We start from the raw sequence: 16,444 nt of genomic DNA, 5'->3' as shown, positions 1-16,444 counted from the left end.
ACGACTCCCTTTGTTCGGGCAGAGCGGGCAGAGGCGGACGGCTTGTTGTTATTGTTTTCAGCTCACGCCAGTGGCGCCGTCGAGGACAATGCGGATCTTGCGGGCCAGCTCATCATGACGATACGGTTTGTCGAGGACGGGGAATTCTCCGTCGGCTCCATGCCGTTCTATCGATTCGCTGGCGTAACCGGTAGTCAATAAAATTTTGAGCGAAGGTAACATGCGCCGCGCCTCCCGCGCCAGTACCACGCCATTCATGTGGCCCGGCATGATCAGGTCGGTGAAGAGCAGATCGACCGGCTCGCCGGCACGGATCAGCTGCAGCGCTTCGTTGGCGGAATTGACCATGCGCACCCGATAGCCCAGGCTTTCCAGCATGTCCTGGGCCAGTTCGGCGACCTCGATTCTATCGTCAACCACCAGGATGTGCTCGTGACCACCCTGGCTCTGGGTGCGGTTGTCATACTCGAAGCTGCCCCCGACCTGGTCCTGCGTGGCCGGGAAGTAGATCGCTACCGTCGTGCCCCCCTGCGGCCCCGAGGAAATCCGTACCGAACCACCCGACTGCTTGACGAAGCCATACACCATGGACAGGCCCAGCCCGGTCCCCTTGCCTTCGTCCTTGGTGGTGAAGAAGGGGTCCATCACGCGCGGCAGGATGTCGGGCGGAATGCCGGGGCCGTCGTCGACCACGGCCAGGCAGACATAGAGGCCCGGCTTCAAGCCCAGCTGCAAGGCAGGTTCATCGCTGCTCAGGTCTTCATTGCTGGTCTGGATGCGCAATGTTCCCTTGCCGGACATGGCGTCGCGGGCATTGATGAGAATGTTCAGCAGCGCCACCTCCATCTGGGTCGGGTCGAGACGGCAATTCCAGAGGCCAGGCGCCAGTGCGGTGCGTACATGGATATCCCCCCCCAGGGTACGCTGCACCAGATCGGTAAAGCCCTCGGTCAGCGAGTTGAGGTTGATGGTACGCCCCTCGAGTCGTTGCTTGCGGGCGAAGGCCAGCAATTGCTGCGTCAGCATGGCGGCCTTGCCGGAGGCCTTGCGGATACTGTCGGTACTGCGCGCCACGCGGCCCAGATCCGGCACCGGACTACGCAGGGCCAGGTTGATGATGTCCAGGTAGCCGCTGATGACCTGCAGCAGGTTGTTGAAGTCGTGCGCGATCCCGCCGGTCAACTGGCCCAGTGCTTCCATCTTGCGCGCCTGGCCCAGGGCCTGTTCGGCGTCACGGCGGCGGCTGATGTCCAGTTGCGAGCTGAAGAAGTATTTCAGTTCGCCATGCTGGTCATAGACGGGTGAAATGAAGAGCGCATTCCAGAAGGTGGAACCGTTCTTGCGATAGTTCAGCAACTCGGTGGCGATCTCGCGCCGTTCGAGCACGGCTTCGCGCACCTGCGCCACCACCGCACGGTCGGTTTCCGGGCCTTGCAGGAAACGGCAGTTCTTGCCGATCACGTCGGCCCGGCTGTAGCCAGTCATGTTGATGAAGGCATTGTTGACGAAGATGATGGGGTTGTCCGGCTGATTCGGGTCGGACACGATCATCGGCATGCGCGTCATTTCGACGGCGGCAAAAAAGATATCGTTGGCGTCATCGCCTACCGCGACCTTGGCGTGGTCGTTACGTAATCCTGCATCGTTGTAGTCGTCGGCAGGCCAATGCACCGGAGGGCGCTTGGCAAGTGTGGGCATTGTGTTCTTCTCCGTATGGGTGGGCTCGGTTGCAGCGTGGCAAGCAAAGGCGAGCTGAAACAAGCTGTTTTCAGGAGTTTGGACACAGGCAGGCTCAACGGTTCCCCCGCAATTGCAACAAGCGCGACGGTGCTTTGTTACATCCTTTTGAAGCCCTTGCTACAGGCCGGACTGCTGCTGATGAGCTTGCACCTGTTGGGGACTGCCGTGATGGAGGATACGGCCCTGATCGAGCAGGTAGGCACGGTCGCTGACCAGGCTGGCGAAGTGGGTATTCTGTTCGCACAGCAACACCGACATGCCGCGTTCCTTGAGCCGGATGATCATGGCCGCCATCTGCTCCACGATGACCGGCGCCACCCCTTCGGAAGGCTCGTCCAGCAGCAGCAGGTGGGGATTGCCCATCAAGGTGCGGGCGATGGTCAGCATCTGCTGCTCGCCACCGCTCATGCGGCCACCCGGGCGTTCAGGCATGGCGCCCAGGTTGGGAAAGAGGTCGAACACCGCCTGCGCTGTCCAGACCGGCGCACCGGCACGCGGTGGCTGGCGCCCTGCTTCCAGGTTCTGCAGCACACTCAGTTCGGTGAAGATGCGACGATCTTCCGGGACGAAACCCAGGCCCAGCCGCGCACGTTGATACGGTGCCAGGCGGGTGAGATCGCGACCACCGAAACTGAGCTTGCCACGCGTCCCCTCCAGCAGCCCCATCACGGCCTTGAGGGTGGTGGATTTGCCGGCGCCATTGCGGCCCATCAGGGCCACTACTTCGCCCCGGCCCACCTCCAGGCTAACATCGAAGAGGATATGGGCGCGGGCATAGAAAGCGTTCAGCGCCTCGACCTGCAGCAAGGCTGCGCTCATGCCGGGCTCCCCATATTGGCCTCACCGAAGCTGGCACCGCTGCCGAAATAGGCCTCGCGCACGCGGGCATCGCGCCGCACCGACTCGGGTTCACCCTGGGCGATCAACTGGCCACGTGCCAGCACGATGATGCGATCGGCAAAGGCGAAGACCACGTCCATGCTGTGTTCGGTGAACAGGACCGAGAGCCCGCGCTCGCTGACCAGGCGCCGCGTCAGGGCCATCAATTGCTGGCGCTCGCGGGGCGCCATGCCGGCGGTGGGTTCGTCCATCAACAGCAGCCGTGGTGCGTTGGACAGGGCCATGGCCAGTTCCACCCGCTTGATGTCGCCATAGGCCAGCACCCCGCAGGCACGGCGCGCCTGCGCTGCCATGCCGACCTGCTCCAGCAGCACCATGGCTTCATCGCGCAGGCAGGAAGCCGCAGGAGGCCACCAGCGCCACAACTGGCGCCGGTGCGAGAGCAAGGCGGCCTGGACGTTTTCCAGCACGGTCATGGAGCCGAAGGCGGCCGATACCTGGAAGGTGCGGGCCACGCCGCGCTGCCAGATATGGCGCGCCGGCATGCCGGCGATGTCCTCGCCCGCCAGCAGCACAGCGCCGGCATCCGGGCGCAACTGGCCGTTGATCAGGTTGAAGCAGGTGGACTTGCCGGCGCCATTGGGACCGATCAGGGCCAGCATCTGGCCGGCCGGGAGTTCGAAAGACACATCATCCAGCGCGGCCACGCCGCCGAAGGTCTTGGACAGGTGTTGCACGTGCAGCAGGCTCATGCGCCCTCCCCCCGTCCGCGCCAGCCGCGCAAGGCACCCACGATCCCGCCCGGGAAGAGCAGGACCAGCAACAGGATCACCCCGCCCAGCAAGGCGCGCCAGTAATCGGTCTCGCGTGCCACCAGGTCCTGCAGCCAGACGAACAGCGAAGCGCCGAGCAAGGGTCCGAGCAGGCTCTGCACGCCGCCCAGCAGCACCATCACCAGCCCATCGACCGAGCGCCCCACGCTGGCCACCTCGGGAGAAATGCTGCCTTTGGAAAACGCGAACAGCACGCCCGCCAGGCCGCAGAACAGACCGGCCACGGCAAAGCCGCCCCACTGCAAGGCGCGCACATCCATGCCCAGCGCCTCGGCCCGCACCGGCGCATCGCGTGCGGCGCGCAGGGCCAGGCCGAATGGCGCCTGCACCACGCGTCGCAACAGGTATACGCCCAGCGCGGCGCAGGCCAGCGCCAGGTAGTAATACGCCACAGGGGAAGCCAGCGCCTCGCCCGGGCGCAGACCGACCAAGCCATTGCTGCCGCCGGTCAGGTCATCCCACTGAAAGATGCCGGCCCAGACGATCTGCGCAAAGGCCAGCGTGAGCATGGCCAGGTACACGCCCGACAGGCGCACGCAGAACCAGCCGAACAACAGGGCTGCCAGCATCGCCGTCAGCGCGCCGCTGAGCATCGCCAGCGGCAGCGGCCACTGCAGGCGCAGCGAAACCAGCGCGGCGGCATAGGCGCCCAGGCCGAAATAGGCGGCGTGACCAAAGGACACCATGCCCCCCGGCCCCATCAGGAAATGCAGGCTGGCGGCGAACAGCACGGCGATCAGGATTTCCACCATCAATACCGGCAGATAGGGGAAGCGCCCCGCCAACAGCGGCAGGGCCAGCAGCAACAGCAGCGATGCCAGCCCGGCCAGGCGCGCAACGCGCCCGCCTGCTTCCAGCGGCGCGGCGTGGGCCGCCGCCACGCGCACCGCCGCCAGCGGCTTGCCGAACAGACCCCAGGGGCGCAGGACGAGGATCACGGCCATCACCAAGAATTCGACCACCAGCGTCAGCCGCGAAAGGGAGAGGTCGAAGCCGAAGACGGAGACGTTGCCCACGGCGATACAGAGTGCCTTGACTTCGGCGATCAGCACCGCGGCCGCGAAAGCGCCCCCGATGGAACCCATGCCGCCGACCACCACCACCACGAAGGCGTTGCCGATGGTATCCAGGTCCAGGGCCAGGTTGGCCGGCATGCGCGGCCCTTGCAGCGCGCCACCGAGGCCGGCCAGGAAGCAGCCCAGGGCGAATACGGCGGTAAACAGCCAGGCCTGGTTCACGCCCAGTGCGCCCAGCATTTCACGGTCCTGGGTGGCGGCGCGGATCAATGTGCCCCAGCGGGTGCGGTTGAGCAGCAGCCACAGCAGCGCCAGCACCAGCGGGCCGATGAAGATCAGCAGCAGGTCGTATTGCGGCAGGCGCCGTCCCAGCAGTGGCACGGCCCCGCCCAGGCCCGGGGCACGCGGGCCGAACAGGTCTTCCGGGCCCCAGTACCAGAGGGCGGCGTCCTTGATCACCAGCACCAGCGCAAAGGTGGCCAGCAGCTGGAACAGCTCGGGCGCGCGATAGATACGCCGCAGCACCACGACCTCCACCAGCGCGCCGAGTGCCGCCACGATCAGGGCCGACAGCAGGACCGCGCCCCAGAAGCCGAGTGCGCTCGCGCCCAGCCGTTCCACCAGGCTATAGGCCAGGTACAGGCCCAGCATGTAGAACGAACCATGGGCGAAGTTGACGATGCGGGTGACGCCGAAGATCAGCGACAGGCCGACGGCCACCAGGAACAGCGCGGAGGCATCGGCCAGGCCATTGACCATCTGCACGGTGAGACTGGCCAGGGTCATGGCGTCACGCGCGGTCGCCGGAAGGGAAGATCACCACGACGACACTCAATCGGCCGGACGCAGTTTCCTGACCTCGTCGTCGGGCAATTGCAGGCTGGCGCCGTCAACGTAGCTGAAGCTGGTCATGATGCCCTTGCCATCCTTGATGCCGGTGCGACCGACAAAGGCGCCCAGGGTGGACTGGTGGTCCTGCGGGCGATAGACGATGCTGGCCACCGGGGTGTCGACCTTCAGGCCGGAGAAGGCAGCGGCCAGCTTGTCGGCATCGGTGCTGCCGGCCTTCCTGATGCCGGCCGCGATCGACATCAGGGCGCTGTAGCCGACCAGTGAGCCGTTACGGGGGTAGTCATTGAATTTCTTGCGGTAGGCATCAACGAACTTCTTGTGCTCGGGCGTGTTGATGGCGTACCAGGGATAGCCGGTGACGATCCAGTTCTGCGGGGCTTCGTTCTTCAGCGGGTCCAGGTATTCCGGCTCGCCGGTCAACAATGACACCACTTCCACATGATCGAACAGGCCGCGGGTATTGCCTTCCCGCACGAACTTGCCGAGGTCGGCCGCGAACAGTGCATTGAAGATGGCATCAGGCTTGGCGTCGGCCAGGGCCTGGGTCACTGCACCGGCATCGATCTTGCCCAGCGGCGGCGCCTGTTCGACCACGAACTCCACATCGGGCTGGGCCTGCTTCATGAGGGTCTTGAAGCTGGCCACGGCCGATTGGCCGTATTCATAGTTGGGGTAGACGATGGCCCAGCGCTTCTTTTTCAGCTTGACGGCTTCCTTGACCACCGAGGCCACCAGCATGTAGGTGGAGGGGCGCAGGCGGTAGGTGTATTTGTTGCCGTTCTGCCAGACGATCTTGTCGGTCAGCGGTTCGGCGGCGAGGAAGAATACCTTGTGCTGGCGGGCGTAATCGGTCAGCGCCAGGCCGGTGTTGGAGAGGAAGCCGCCAAACAGCAAGGCCACCCGCTCACGGGCCATCAATTCCTCGGCCACGCGCACGGAGTCGCCGGGGTTGCCGTTATCGTCGCGGGCGATCACTTCCAGCTTCTTGCCCAGCACGCCACCGGCGGCATTGACCTCATCGAGGGCCATTTCCCAGCCACGACGGTAGGGCTCCAGGAAGGCCGGTTGCGCCTTGTAGCTGTTGATTTCGCCGATCCTGATGGTCTCCTGGGCGCTGGCGGTGACGGTGGCACTGGCGCCGGCCAGGGACAGGATGGCGGCACTGGCCGCCCACAGGATGTTGCGCTGGAAGTCGAACTGGAAGTTGAACTGTTTCACGTCATTCCCTTTTGATGAGATGGCCTTGCCTGATCTGCGGGCGCCATGATAACCACTGCTGCCCTGGTCTGGCGCTGCCTGGGTCGCTGCTTGAATGCTTGCTGATGCTTGCTTGGCTTACTTGACCCGCTGCTTCTCCAGCTTGCGCGCCAGGGTGCGGCGGTGCATGCCGAGTCGGCGGGCGGTTTCGGAGATGTTGAAATCGGTCTCCACCAGCACCTCGTGGATGCGCTCCCATTCCAGGGTCTTGATGGAGGTGGCGCGGGCCGGCAATTCAACCTCGGAGGCGCCGGCCACGTGGCCGAAGGCGGCTTCGATGTCGTCGGTATTGGAGGGCTTGGCGAGGTACTGGCAGGCGCCCAGCTTGATGGCTTCCACCGCCGTGGTGATGCTGGCAAATCCGGTGAGGACCACGATCAGCATGTTCTCGTCGTGGGCATGCAGCATCTGCACGCAGGCCAGGCCGGAGGCATTGCCACCGAGCTTCAGGTCGACCACGGCATAGCCGGGCTGGTGTTCCTTGAGATGGGCCGCCGCCTCTTCCTGGCTGGCGGCGAGCAATACGGTGTAGCCACGGCGCTCGAAGGAGCGCCCCAAGGTGCGTGCGAAGGCGGCATCGTCCTCGATGATCAGGAGCAGGCGATCAGCCGGCATGTACATTCCCTATTTCTTCTATCTGCTTTCCCAGGGCGCTATTGTATGTCGAGACGGCGCCCGGCATGGCAGCGAGCAACAGAAAAAGGAATGATGGCAGTCAAACGCCCGGTGGGCGCGGCTTGCGGCACATTGCGGCACATCAAGCGCCGGTCGGAAAATCCGGCGCCACGCTGCCTGGTGCAGCCTCGGGCGGGTTTTCCAGGCTGATGGCCGACAGCGGCAACTCCAGCGTGACGCAGGCGCCGCCACCACTGCGATGGCTGGCCCAGACGCGTCCGCCCAGCTTGCGCGCGACGTTGACCACGAAGAAGAGGCCCAGACCACGACCCGGCTTGCCCTTGGTGGACTGGTAGGGCTTGCCGATCTGGTTGATCATCCACTCCGGGAAGCCCGGCCCCTGGTCGGTCACTTCCATCAACAGCAGATCGCCCTCGCGCCTGACCTCCAGCGCCAGCCAGTGCGGCGAGACCTCGAAGGCATTGTCCAGTACGTTGCCCAGCATCTGCTTGATGGCTGAATCGAAGGCCACCGGCACATCCTGCTCGATCAGGTTACGGTACTGGAACACCTCCACCGGGCGCGTCTTGCGCCAGTCCTCGGCCACGCTGTCGAGGAAGGTGTTGAGGGTGGTCTTGATCGAGGATTCACCTCGCGCCTGCCCCGCCGAGAGCAGCACGCCGCTAACGATGGATTTGCAGCGCTGCAGCTGGGCTTCCATTTCGGCGATGTCGTCAAGCATGTCCTGGCGTTGGCTGATCTCGGGCATGCGCTTCCAGTCGCCGAGGATGACCGAGACGGTCGCCAGCGGCGTGCCCAGTTCATGGGCGGCGCCGGAGGCCAGCAAGCCCATGCGCACGATGTGGTCTTCCTCGGCGGCACGCTGGCGCAGGTCAGCCAGCAAGGCGTCGCCGGCACGCAGGTTGCTGCTGATGCGGGTGATGAAGAACACCATCAGGCCGGCATTGAGCAGGAAGCAGATCAGGGTACCTTCCACATACAGGCTCAGCAGGCCGGCATTGTGGTCCGGCGGCAGGGCCAGCGGTTCGGAAAACAGCGCCAGCCCGGCCAGGCAGACCATGGTGACACCGACGATGGCCCAGCTCGACCAGGGCTTCAGGAGCACGGCCGAGAGGATGATCTGCATCAGGTAGAGGAAGGCGAAGGGATTGGTGATGCCGCCGCTCAGATAGAGCTGGAAGGTCAGCACCGCCACATCCACCAGCAAGGCCAGGAACAGTTCGGCGTTGGTGGCGATGCGCCGTTCATGCCAGCGCAGGTGGCTGGCGATGTTGAAGGCGATCAGGCAGGACAGCACCTCCAGCATGTGCGGCAGCGGCAGGTGCAGGTCGAACACCAGCACCACGAAGGCGATGGTGGACACCTGCCCCAGCACCGCCAGCCAGCGCAGCTGGATCAGCAGCAGCATGTTCTGGTGGCCGGCCGGGTTCTGCTCCCCCTGGCGCAGGCGCTGCCAGCGCTCGCGCAGGGTCTTGCGCTTGGCGAAGGTGTCGGCGGCGGTCATGCGTGTCAGCCCTTGGAGCGGGCGTCCTGGATGCGCTGGCGCCAGCGGCGCTCATCGCGGATCACCCAGTAACCTGCGCCCAGCGACATCAGGGCCAGGGCATACCAGGTCATGGCGTAGACCAGGTGGCTGTTGTGGAAGGCGATGACGGTCAGGCCACCGACCGGTTTCTGCGCGTCCGGTGCCACGGCGGCGTTGGCTTCGGCCGAAGGCTTGTCGGCATCCACGAAGTACGGTGCCACGCCCGACAGGCCACGCGCCTGGGCGATGGCCTTGACGTCGCGTGAATACCAGCGATTCTGGGCTGCGTCATTGCTGCGCAGGAAACCACCACCCTGCTCGCTCATGCGCAGTAGCCCGACTACTTGTGTGCTCTGGCCGGCCGGTGCATCGGCCAGGCCGTTGGCATCCAGCTTGAGCGGCGAGACGTTGACAAAGCCGCGATTGACCAGGACCAGCGTGCCATCGGCCAGCTGCAAGGGCGTCAGCAGCCACGAACCGCTGCCCAGGTCGGTGCTGGCCTGCACGGCCGCGGTCTGGCTGTAGAGGTAGCGGCCGGACAGGCTTACGCGGCGATATTCGTCACGTTCGGCCGAGACCTGCGGCCATTCCTCGGGGCCAGGGGCGGGCACGGGTGCAGCATGCACGCGGGCATCGACCTTGGCGATCAGGTCCAGCTTCCATTGCAGGCGGTAGACCTGCCAGCTTCCCAGCGCGGCGAAGACCAGAAAGAAAAATCCCGCCAAAAGGGTCAGCAACAGCAGGCTGGCCTTTGTGCGGGATACCGGAGCGGCTTGCGCCGCTCCGCTTTCTTTGCCCTGCTTCACGCCTTGATTCGGCGTCGGGCTCATTTCGATTGGGCTGCGCCGTGTTGCATACCCTGCATGCCCTGCATCGATTGCGGGACAGTTTCGGTCGGCATGTTTTCCGGCGACATGGTCGGCATCATGTTGTGGTTCAGGTGATACATGACCCACAGCGAACCGGACAGGGTGATGACCACGATGACGATGGTGAAGATCATCGCCAGCATGTTCCAGCCACCTTCGGACTTGCCGTTCATGTGCAGGAAGTACTTGATGTGGACCACGATCTGCACGGCCGCGAAGGCCAGCAGCACGATGCCCAGCGTGGCCGAGCTGGAGATGGACTTGTTCATCACCATCCAGAACGGGATCGCGGTCAGGATCACGGCCAGCACGAAGCCGGTGACGTAATCCTTCATCGTGCCGTGGGCGGCGTGGTCGCCATGACCATGACCGTGGCCATGGTCATCGTGGTGGCCCATCGGACGGGCCGGGTGTTCTTGGTGGCCGCGGCTCATGGCAGGACTCCCATCAGATAGACAAAGGTGAAGACACCGATCCAGACCACGTCCAGGAAGTGCCAGAACATCGACAGGCACATCAGGCGACGGCCGTTGGCTTCGGTCAGACCATGCTTGTTGATCTGGAACAGCAGCACGACCAGCCAGATGATGCCGAAGGTGACGTGCAGACCGTGGGTACCGACCAGGGCGAAGAACGAGGTCAGGAAACCGCTGCGGGTCGGGCCGGCGCCTTCGTGGATCAGGTGCAGGAACTCATACAGTTCGAAGTAGATGAAGCCGGCACCCAGCAGACCGGTGATGACCAGCCAGATGATGGTGTTCTGCTGCTTCTTGGCCTGCATGGCCAGCATGGCGAAACCGTAGGTGATCGACGACAGCAGCAGCAGCGCGGTGTTCAGCGCCACCAGCGGCAGGTCGAACAGCTCGGCGCCGGTCGGGCCGCCTGCGTAGTTGCGGCCGAGCACGGCATAGCACGCAAACAGGCAGGCGAAGATCAGGCAATCGCTCATCAGGTAGATCCAGAAGCCCAGCAGGGTGCCGTTCTCCGGATGGTGATGGCGGACGAAATAGCGCGAGCTAGGCGTCGCGTCGGCCGTGTGGTTGATTGCTTCAGACATGGCTATTCAACAGACGTGTGCGCTCTGCTTCGACACGGACGACTTCGTCGGCCGGGATGTAGTAGTCGCGGTTGTAATTAAAGGTGTGGATGATGGTGGCGGCAACCAGTACGACGAAGATTGCCACGGCCGGCAGCCACATGTGCCAGATCAGGGTGAAGCCCAGCACTGCCGACAGCGCAGCGATGATGAAGCCGGCACCGGTGTTCTTGGGCATGTGGATTTCCACGAAGTCACCCAGCGGACGCTGATACTTGTTCTTCTTCATGTCAGCCCAGGCGTCGTTGTCATGCACGACCGGGGTGAAGGCGAAGTTGTAGACAGGCGGCGGCGAGGAAGTCGACCACTCCAGGGTACGGGCATCCCACGGGTCGCCGGTGACGTCGGCCAGCTTCTTGCGATCGCGGATGGAGACGGCGATCTGGATGATGAAGGAACCGATGCCCAGGGCGATCAGGCCAGCACCCAGCGCGGCGACCACGAACCAGATCTGCAGCGACGGATCGTCGAAGTGGCTCATGCGACGGGTCACGCCCATCAGGCCCAGCACGTACAGCGGCATGAAGGCCAGGTAGAAGCCCACGAACCAGAACCAGAACGAGCACTTGCCCCAGAACTGGTTCAGCTTGAAGCCGAAGGCCTTCGGGAACCAGAAGTTGATGCCGGCGAACATGCCGAACACCACGCCACCGATGATGACGTTGTGGAAGTGAGCGATCAGGAACAGCGAGTTGTGCAGCACGAAGTCGGCAGGGGGAACGGCCAGCAGAACGCCGGTCATGCCACCGATGACGAAGGTGATCATGAAGCCGATGGTCCACAGCATCGGCACTTCGAAGCGGATGCGGCCACGGTACATCGTGAAGAGCCAGTTGAAGATCTTGGCACCGGTCGGGATCGAGATGATCATCGTGGTGATGCCGAAGAACGAGTTCACGCTGGCGCCCGAACCCATGGTGAAGAAGTGGTGCAGCCACACCAGGTAGGACAGGATGGTGATCACCACGGTCGCATAGACCATGGAGGTGTAGCCGAACAGACGCTTGCCGCTGAAGGTCGAGACGATTTCAGAGAACACGCCGAAGGCCGGCAGCACCAGGATGTAGACCTCGGGGTGACCCCAGATCCAGATCAGGTTCACGTACATCATGGCGTTGCCGCCCATGTCGTTGGTGAAGAAGTTGGTGCCGAAGACGCGGTCCAGCGACAGCATGGCCAGCACGGCGGTCAGCACCGGGAAGGCGGCCACGATCAAGACGTTGGTACAGAGCGAGGTCCAGGTGAAGACCGGCATCTTCATCATGTTCATGCCCGGGGCGCGCATCTTGACGATGGTCACCACCAGGTTGATGCCGGAAAGTAGTGTCCCTACCCCGGCCACCTGCAAGGCCCAGATGTAGTAGTCCACCCCCACGTCAGGGCTGTACAGGATGCCCGACAGCGGCGGGTAGGCCAGCCAGCCGGTGCGGGCGAATTCGCCCACGAACAGCGAGGCCATCACCAGCAGTGCGCCGAAGGTGGTCATCCAGAAGCTGAAGTTGTTCAGGAACGGGAAGGCCACGTCGCGCGCACCGATCTGCAGGGGCACGACGTAGTTCATCAGACCGGTCACCAGGGGCATGGCCACGAAGAAGATCATGATCACGCCGTGGGCGGTGAACACCTGGTCATAGTGGTGCGGCGGCAGGAAGCCGGCGTTGTCGCCGAAGGCGATGGCCTGCTGTGCGCGCATCATCACCGCATCGGCAAAGCCACGCAGCAGCATGACGATGGCCAGCACGATGTACATGATGCCGATGCGCTTGTGGTCGATACTGGTGAACCAGTCGCGCCACAGCATGCCCCACAGGCGATATTTGGTGAGCAGGCCCAGTACCACTATGCCGCCCAGCGCCACCATGGCGAAGGTACCGATCAGGATCGGCTCATGGTATGGAATCGCTTCCAGACTGAGGCGACCGAAGATCAGCTTTATCAGGTCAAAATTGTCAGACATCTTTACTTCCCGGGGAAAAAGGAAATTGGGGCGCAGCGGTGTTCTGCTGCGCTGATACGGCTACCAGGCAAGGAAATCATTCAGCCTTTTGCTGGCCCGGTTTCACGTTCAGGTCGGTGGCCATCATCTTGTCCATGCAAACCGTGTTGGCAGCCACGCAGCGGTTCACGATGGCGTGGAACAGGTTCGGCTCGACGCTGCCGATCAGGCGGGCAGGATCGCGCTCGCTGGGCTGTTCCAGTTTCAGGTACTCGGCACGGTCCAGCTTGCTGGAGTCAGCCTTGGCCTTCTGCACCCAGGCGTCGAAGCCAGCCTGGTCCAGGCCGTGGAACTTGAAGCGCATGTGCGAGAAGCCGGCGCCGCTGTAGTTGGCGGAGAAACCGTCGTACTCGCCGGCCTTGTTGATGACCGCGTGCAGCTTGGTTTCCATGCTCGGCATGGCGTAGATCTGGCCGGCCAATGCAGGGATGTAGAAGGAATTCATCACATTGGACGCAGTAATCTTGAACTGGATGGGAACATCCACCGGCGCGGCCAACTCATTGACAGTAGCGATGCCTTGTTCCGGATAGATGAACAGCCACTTCCAGTCCAGCGCCACCACTTCCACCACCAGCGGCTTGACCTGCGGAGCCAGCGGACGCTCGGCGTCGATACGCGAGAGCGGACGGTACGGGTCCAGGGTGTGGGTGGTGATCCAGGTCAACAGGCCCAGGGCGATGATGATCAGCAGGGGTGCGCCCCAGATGACCAGCTCCAGACGGGTCGAGTGATCCCAGTCCGGCTCGTAGGGAGCAGAAGTGTTGCTCTTGCGATAACGCCATGCGAACAGCAGCGTCAAGATGATCACCGGAACGATGATGAGCAACATCAAGGCGGTCGAGATGACGATCAGGCGCGCTTGCTGGTTAGCGATGTCGCCGGAAGGATTCATCACGACGGTGTTGCACCCAGCCAACAAAAGCGCAGGAAGCAGGAGCAATCCGCGACGAAGGATTTGAGAAACCATGAAGGAAAATTCCAGTCGTATGTATCAGAGCGTGGTAATGTAACGCCAATAAAGTGTGTTGGCGATTGGACGTTTTGTCCCACCCTGTCAGCTGCCACCTGCCAGGTTGGGATTAGTAGTACGTACTGCGACTAAACCTCTAACAGTGGGAGACAAAGCCATGGCAAGCACCAGCATCCACAACAGTCAAGGTTCGGGTGAATTCAGACCGCAATCGGACCAACCTTCCACTTCCCACGACCACGCCAGGATCGAACCCGGTGAAATCGCCGTCGGCGTGGTCATCGGACGAGCGTCCGAATACTTCGATTTCTTCGTCTATGCGCTGGCTTCGGTGCTGGTGTTCCCGACCCTGTTCTTCCCCAACGATCCGAAACTGGAAGGCACGCTCTACTCCTTCGTGATCTTCTCCTTCGCCTTCCTGGCCCGCCCCATCGGGACCACGATCTTCATGGCGATTCAAAAGCACTACGGCCGAGAGGTGAAACTGACGCTGGCGTTGTTCATGCTCGGCTTTTCGACTGCGGGCATTGCCTTGTTACCAACTTTTGATCACATTGGCGTCTGGGCGATCATCTTGCTCTCGCTTTTACGAGTTGGTCAAGGCCTGGCGTTGGGTGGCGCATGGGATGGCCTGCCTTCGTTGCTGGCGATGAACGCTCCGGAGCACAAGCGTGGCTGGTACGCCGCACTGGGCCAACTGGGCGCGCCGCTGGGCTTCGTCGTGGCAGCCAGCCTGTTCGCCTACATGCTCTCCAGCCTGACCACGGCCGATTTCCTCGAATGGGGCTGGCGTTATCCGTTCTACGTCGCCTTCGCCATCAACGTGGTCGCCCTGTTCTCACGCCTGCGCCTGGTCTCGACGCCGGAATACGCCAAGCTGCTTGATGAACGCGAGCTGGAACCGGCCGGCGTGGTAGAGCTGGCCACCACCCAGGGCCGCAACATCATCATCGGCGCCCTGGCCGCGCTGGCCAGCTATGCCCTGTTCCACCTGGTGACGGTGTTTCCGCTGTCGTGGATCAAGCTGTATTCGCTGCGTGAAGCCGCCGATTTCCTGGTCATCCAGATCTGGGGCGGCCTCATCATGGCGGTGGGCATCGTGGTGTCGGGCCTGGTCGCTGACCGCTTCGGCCGCCGCAACACGCTGGGCTCCATGGCCTTGCTGATCGCCATCCTCTCCGCCTTCGTCCCGAGCCTGATGAATGGCGGCGAATCGGGCCAGAACACCTTCATCCTGATCGGCTTTGCCCTGCTGGGCTTGTCCTACGGCCAGGCAGCCGGCGCGGTGACCGCCAACTTCAAGACCCGCTATCGCTATACCGGCGCGGCCTTGACTTCAGATCTCGCCTGGCTGGTCGGCGCCGGTTTCGCACCGCTGGTGGCATTGGGATTGTCGGCCCACTTCGGCATGGCCTACGTGAGCTTCTACCTGCTCTCCGGCGCCGTAGGCTCGCTGGCTGCGCTGAGCCTGAACCGTGCACTCGAAGCCAGGGAGGACTGAACCATAGGGCCAGGCCGCAGCAGCGGCCCGCCCAAAGAAAAACCCGGAAGCTGCTTCCGGGTTTTTTTATGGCTGCGCACCCGAAGGCCGCATGGCAATGCACTATGCCGCCTGCTCCTGCGCCGCAGCCATGCCCACCTTCCGCTTCCCATTGACGACCTCATGAACGAAGCGCAGCTTTTCCAATACTGGCGTGGTCAAGGTGAAGGGATAGGAATCCGGCATTCCGATGCTGCGGTTCAGACTGTTGAGCACATAGGTCAGCGCAAACCACTCCCGCGCCAGTTCGTCGAACGAGCCCGCCGCCACTGGCGGCGCCTTGATCACCAGCTTCTGCTCGCCCTCATGACGCGGCCTCAGCTGCACGCCGCAGGCATAGGCCGTCTCCAGGGTATCGAACATGTGAAGATAATGCGCCCAGGTCTCGGCCCAGTCCTCCCAGGGATGGCTACTGGCGTAGGCGCTGACGAAATGTTGATCCCAGTCCGCGCGCGGACCGTTCTCGTAATGCGTTTTCAGCGCCTCGCCATAGTCCTGACGCTCGTCGCCGAACAGCTCCCGGAACGGCGCCAACCACTCCGTAGGCGCAACCAGCCGGTCGAAATAATAGTGACCACTCTCATGCCGGAAATGCCCCAGCAGCGTGCGGTAAGGCTCGGCCATCTGCTCCCGCGCCTGCTCCCGATAGGCGGGATCGGCCTCTGCGATGTTGATGGTGATGACACCGTCGGCATGCCCCGTCAGCACCCGTTCACCGTGCGGCAGATCCTGCATGAACTCGAAGGCCAGCCCGGCCTCTTCATCCTCCATCTTCGGCACCGGCTGCAACTGCAAGGTCCACAGCGAATGCAGCAGGCGCCGCTTGGCCGTTTCCAGCCGGCTCCAGAGCACGCGATTATTACCCTCCTCCAGATTGGGGATCACCCGCGTCAGGCGGCATGAGGCGCACAGCTCATGAGGCTCGCGCTCGTCCAGCATCCAGTTGCAGATGTTTTCACGCCAGTAGTTCAGGCACTGCTTGAAGACCCGCCCTTCGTTCTCCGGCCTGACGCTGCGCCAGCGCCCGGGGCCAGGTTCGGCCACCGCCTCCGCTGCCTCCGCTGCCACCTCACCATCCACCGGCTGTACCGGCTCCAGCGGCGAAAAGCTGGCAATGGCCTGCAATTGCGGCTGATAACCCAGCATCCAGCCGCAATTCCCGCAGACCGTGTTCTCAAAAAAGACCTGCATTCCACAATTGTCGCAATGAAAGGTTTTCACCGGTGCTCCCCTGTTATTGGTCATGGCCACGACCGCACTGGTCGCGGTGG

At 63.2% G+C, this 16,444-nt stretch carries 14 protein-coding genes; 1 reads left to right on the top strand and 13 read right to left on the bottom strand.

The annotated features are described in order from the left end of the window. Nucleotides 1-57 precede the first annotated feature (57 nt). The 12 genes from ACEOAC_RS13175 to cyoA form a co-directional block, all read right to left on the bottom strand. Nucleotides 58-1,698, bottom strand: coding sequence for a histidine kinase famiy protein (locus ACEOAC_RS13175; protein ID WP_077238005.1), 1,641 nt, complete (start codon nt 1,696-1,698; stop codon nt 58-60). Nucleotides 1,699-1,857: 159 nt separating this feature from the next. Beyond that, complete coding sequence (locus ACEOAC_RS13170) at nt 1,858-2,559, bottom strand: ABC transporter ATP-binding protein (RefSeq protein WP_413445281.1); 702 nt, start codon at nt 2,557-2,559, stop codon at nt 1,858-1,860. Continuing rightward, the gene (locus ACEOAC_RS13165) at nt 2,556-3,332 is read right to left on the bottom strand and encodes an ABC transporter ATP-binding protein (protein WP_413445282.1); all 777 of its coding nucleotides are present in this window, start codon (nt 3,330-3,332) and stop codon (nt 2,556-2,558) included. Before ACEOAC_RS13165 ends, ACEOAC_RS13170 begins: the two co-directional genes overlap by 4 nt. Further along, entirely contained in the window at nt 3,329-5,215 is a 1,887-nt protein-coding gene (locus tag ACEOAC_RS13160) for an ABC transporter permease (protein WP_006462260.1), read from the bottom strand. The genes ACEOAC_RS13165 and ACEOAC_RS13160 overlap by 4 nt, the downstream gene beginning before the upstream one ends. A gap of 45 nt (nt 5,216-5,260) precedes the next feature. Beyond that, the gene (locus ACEOAC_RS13155; protein ID WP_411910019.1) at nt 5,261-6,460 is read right to left on the bottom strand and encodes an ABC transporter substrate-binding protein; all 1,200 of its coding nucleotides are present in this window, start codon (nt 6,458-6,460) and stop codon (nt 5,261-5,263) included. Between the two features lie 156 nt (nt 6,461-6,616). Continuing rightward, the gene (locus ACEOAC_RS13150; protein WP_006462262.1) at nt 6,617-7,153 is read right to left on the bottom strand and encodes a response regulator transcription factor; all 537 of its coding nucleotides are present in this window, start codon (nt 7,151-7,153) and stop codon (nt 6,617-6,619) included. 142 nt (nt 7,154-7,295) lie between these two features. Further along, nucleotides 7,296-8,678: an ATP-binding protein gene (locus ACEOAC_RS13145; protein WP_241812365.1), complete on the bottom strand. Its 1,383-nt coding sequence runs from the start codon at nt 8,676-8,678 to the stop codon at nt 7,296-7,298. Nucleotides 8,679-8,683: 5 nt separating this feature from the next. Then, nucleotides 8,684-9,529 carry an SURF1 family protein gene (locus tag ACEOAC_RS13140; protein ID WP_413443732.1) on the bottom strand — a complete coding sequence of 282 codons (846 nt, stop codon included), beginning with the start codon at nt 9,527-9,529 and terminating at the stop codon, nt 8,684-8,686. Next, the gene (gene cyoD, locus ACEOAC_RS13135) at nt 9,526-10,002 is read right to left on the bottom strand and encodes a cytochrome o ubiquinol oxidase subunit IV (RefSeq protein WP_006462265.1); all 477 of its coding nucleotides are present in this window, start codon (nt 10,000-10,002) and stop codon (nt 9,526-9,528) included. Before cyoD ends, ACEOAC_RS13140 begins: the two co-directional genes overlap by 4 nt. Next, nucleotides 9,999-10,625 (bottom strand): cytochrome o ubiquinol oxidase subunit III, encoded by a 627-nt coding sequence (cyoC, locus tag ACEOAC_RS13130; RefSeq protein WP_077238011.1) that lies wholly within the window; start codon nt 10,623-10,625, stop codon nt 9,999-10,001. The genes cyoD and cyoC overlap by 4 nt, the downstream gene beginning before the upstream one ends. Beyond that, the gene (cyoB, locus tag ACEOAC_RS13125) at nt 10,618-12,621 is read right to left on the bottom strand and encodes a cytochrome o ubiquinol oxidase subunit I (RefSeq protein ID WP_077238012.1); all 2,004 of its coding nucleotides are present in this window, start codon (nt 12,619-12,621) and stop codon (nt 10,618-10,620) included. The genes cyoC and cyoB overlap by 8 nt, the downstream gene beginning before the upstream one ends. Nucleotides 12,622-12,697: 76 nt before the next feature. Further along, a complete protein-coding gene (cyoA, locus tag ACEOAC_RS13120; RefSeq protein WP_039874527.1) occupies nt 12,698-13,630 on the bottom strand; it encodes a ubiquinol oxidase subunit II in 933 nt (310 codons plus the stop codon). Between the two features lie 160 nt (nt 13,631-13,790). Between cyoA and ACEOAC_RS13115 the strand changes: the two genes are divergently transcribed. Then, nucleotides 13,791-15,134 (top strand): MFS transporter, encoded by a 1,344-nt coding sequence (locus ACEOAC_RS13115; RefSeq protein ID WP_241812368.1) that lies wholly within the window; start codon nt 13,791-13,793, stop codon nt 15,132-15,134. 102 nt (nt 15,135-15,236) lie between these two features. Here the strand turns inward: ACEOAC_RS13115 and ACEOAC_RS13110 are convergent, their stop codons facing one another. After that, nucleotides 15,237-16,394, bottom strand: coding sequence for a putative zinc-binding metallopeptidase (locus tag ACEOAC_RS13110; protein WP_241812423.1), 1,158 nt, complete (start codon nt 16,392-16,394; stop codon nt 15,237-15,239). Nucleotides 16,395-16,444: the final 50 nt, after the last annotated feature.

The organism is Herbaspirillum frisingense, from assembly GCF_047325095.1.
Taxonomy (GTDB): domain Bacteria; phylum Pseudomonadota; class Gammaproteobacteria; order Burkholderiales; family Burkholderiaceae_D; genus Herbaspirillum; species Herbaspirillum frisingense.
This window is presented reverse-complemented; position numbering and strand designations above follow the sequence as displayed.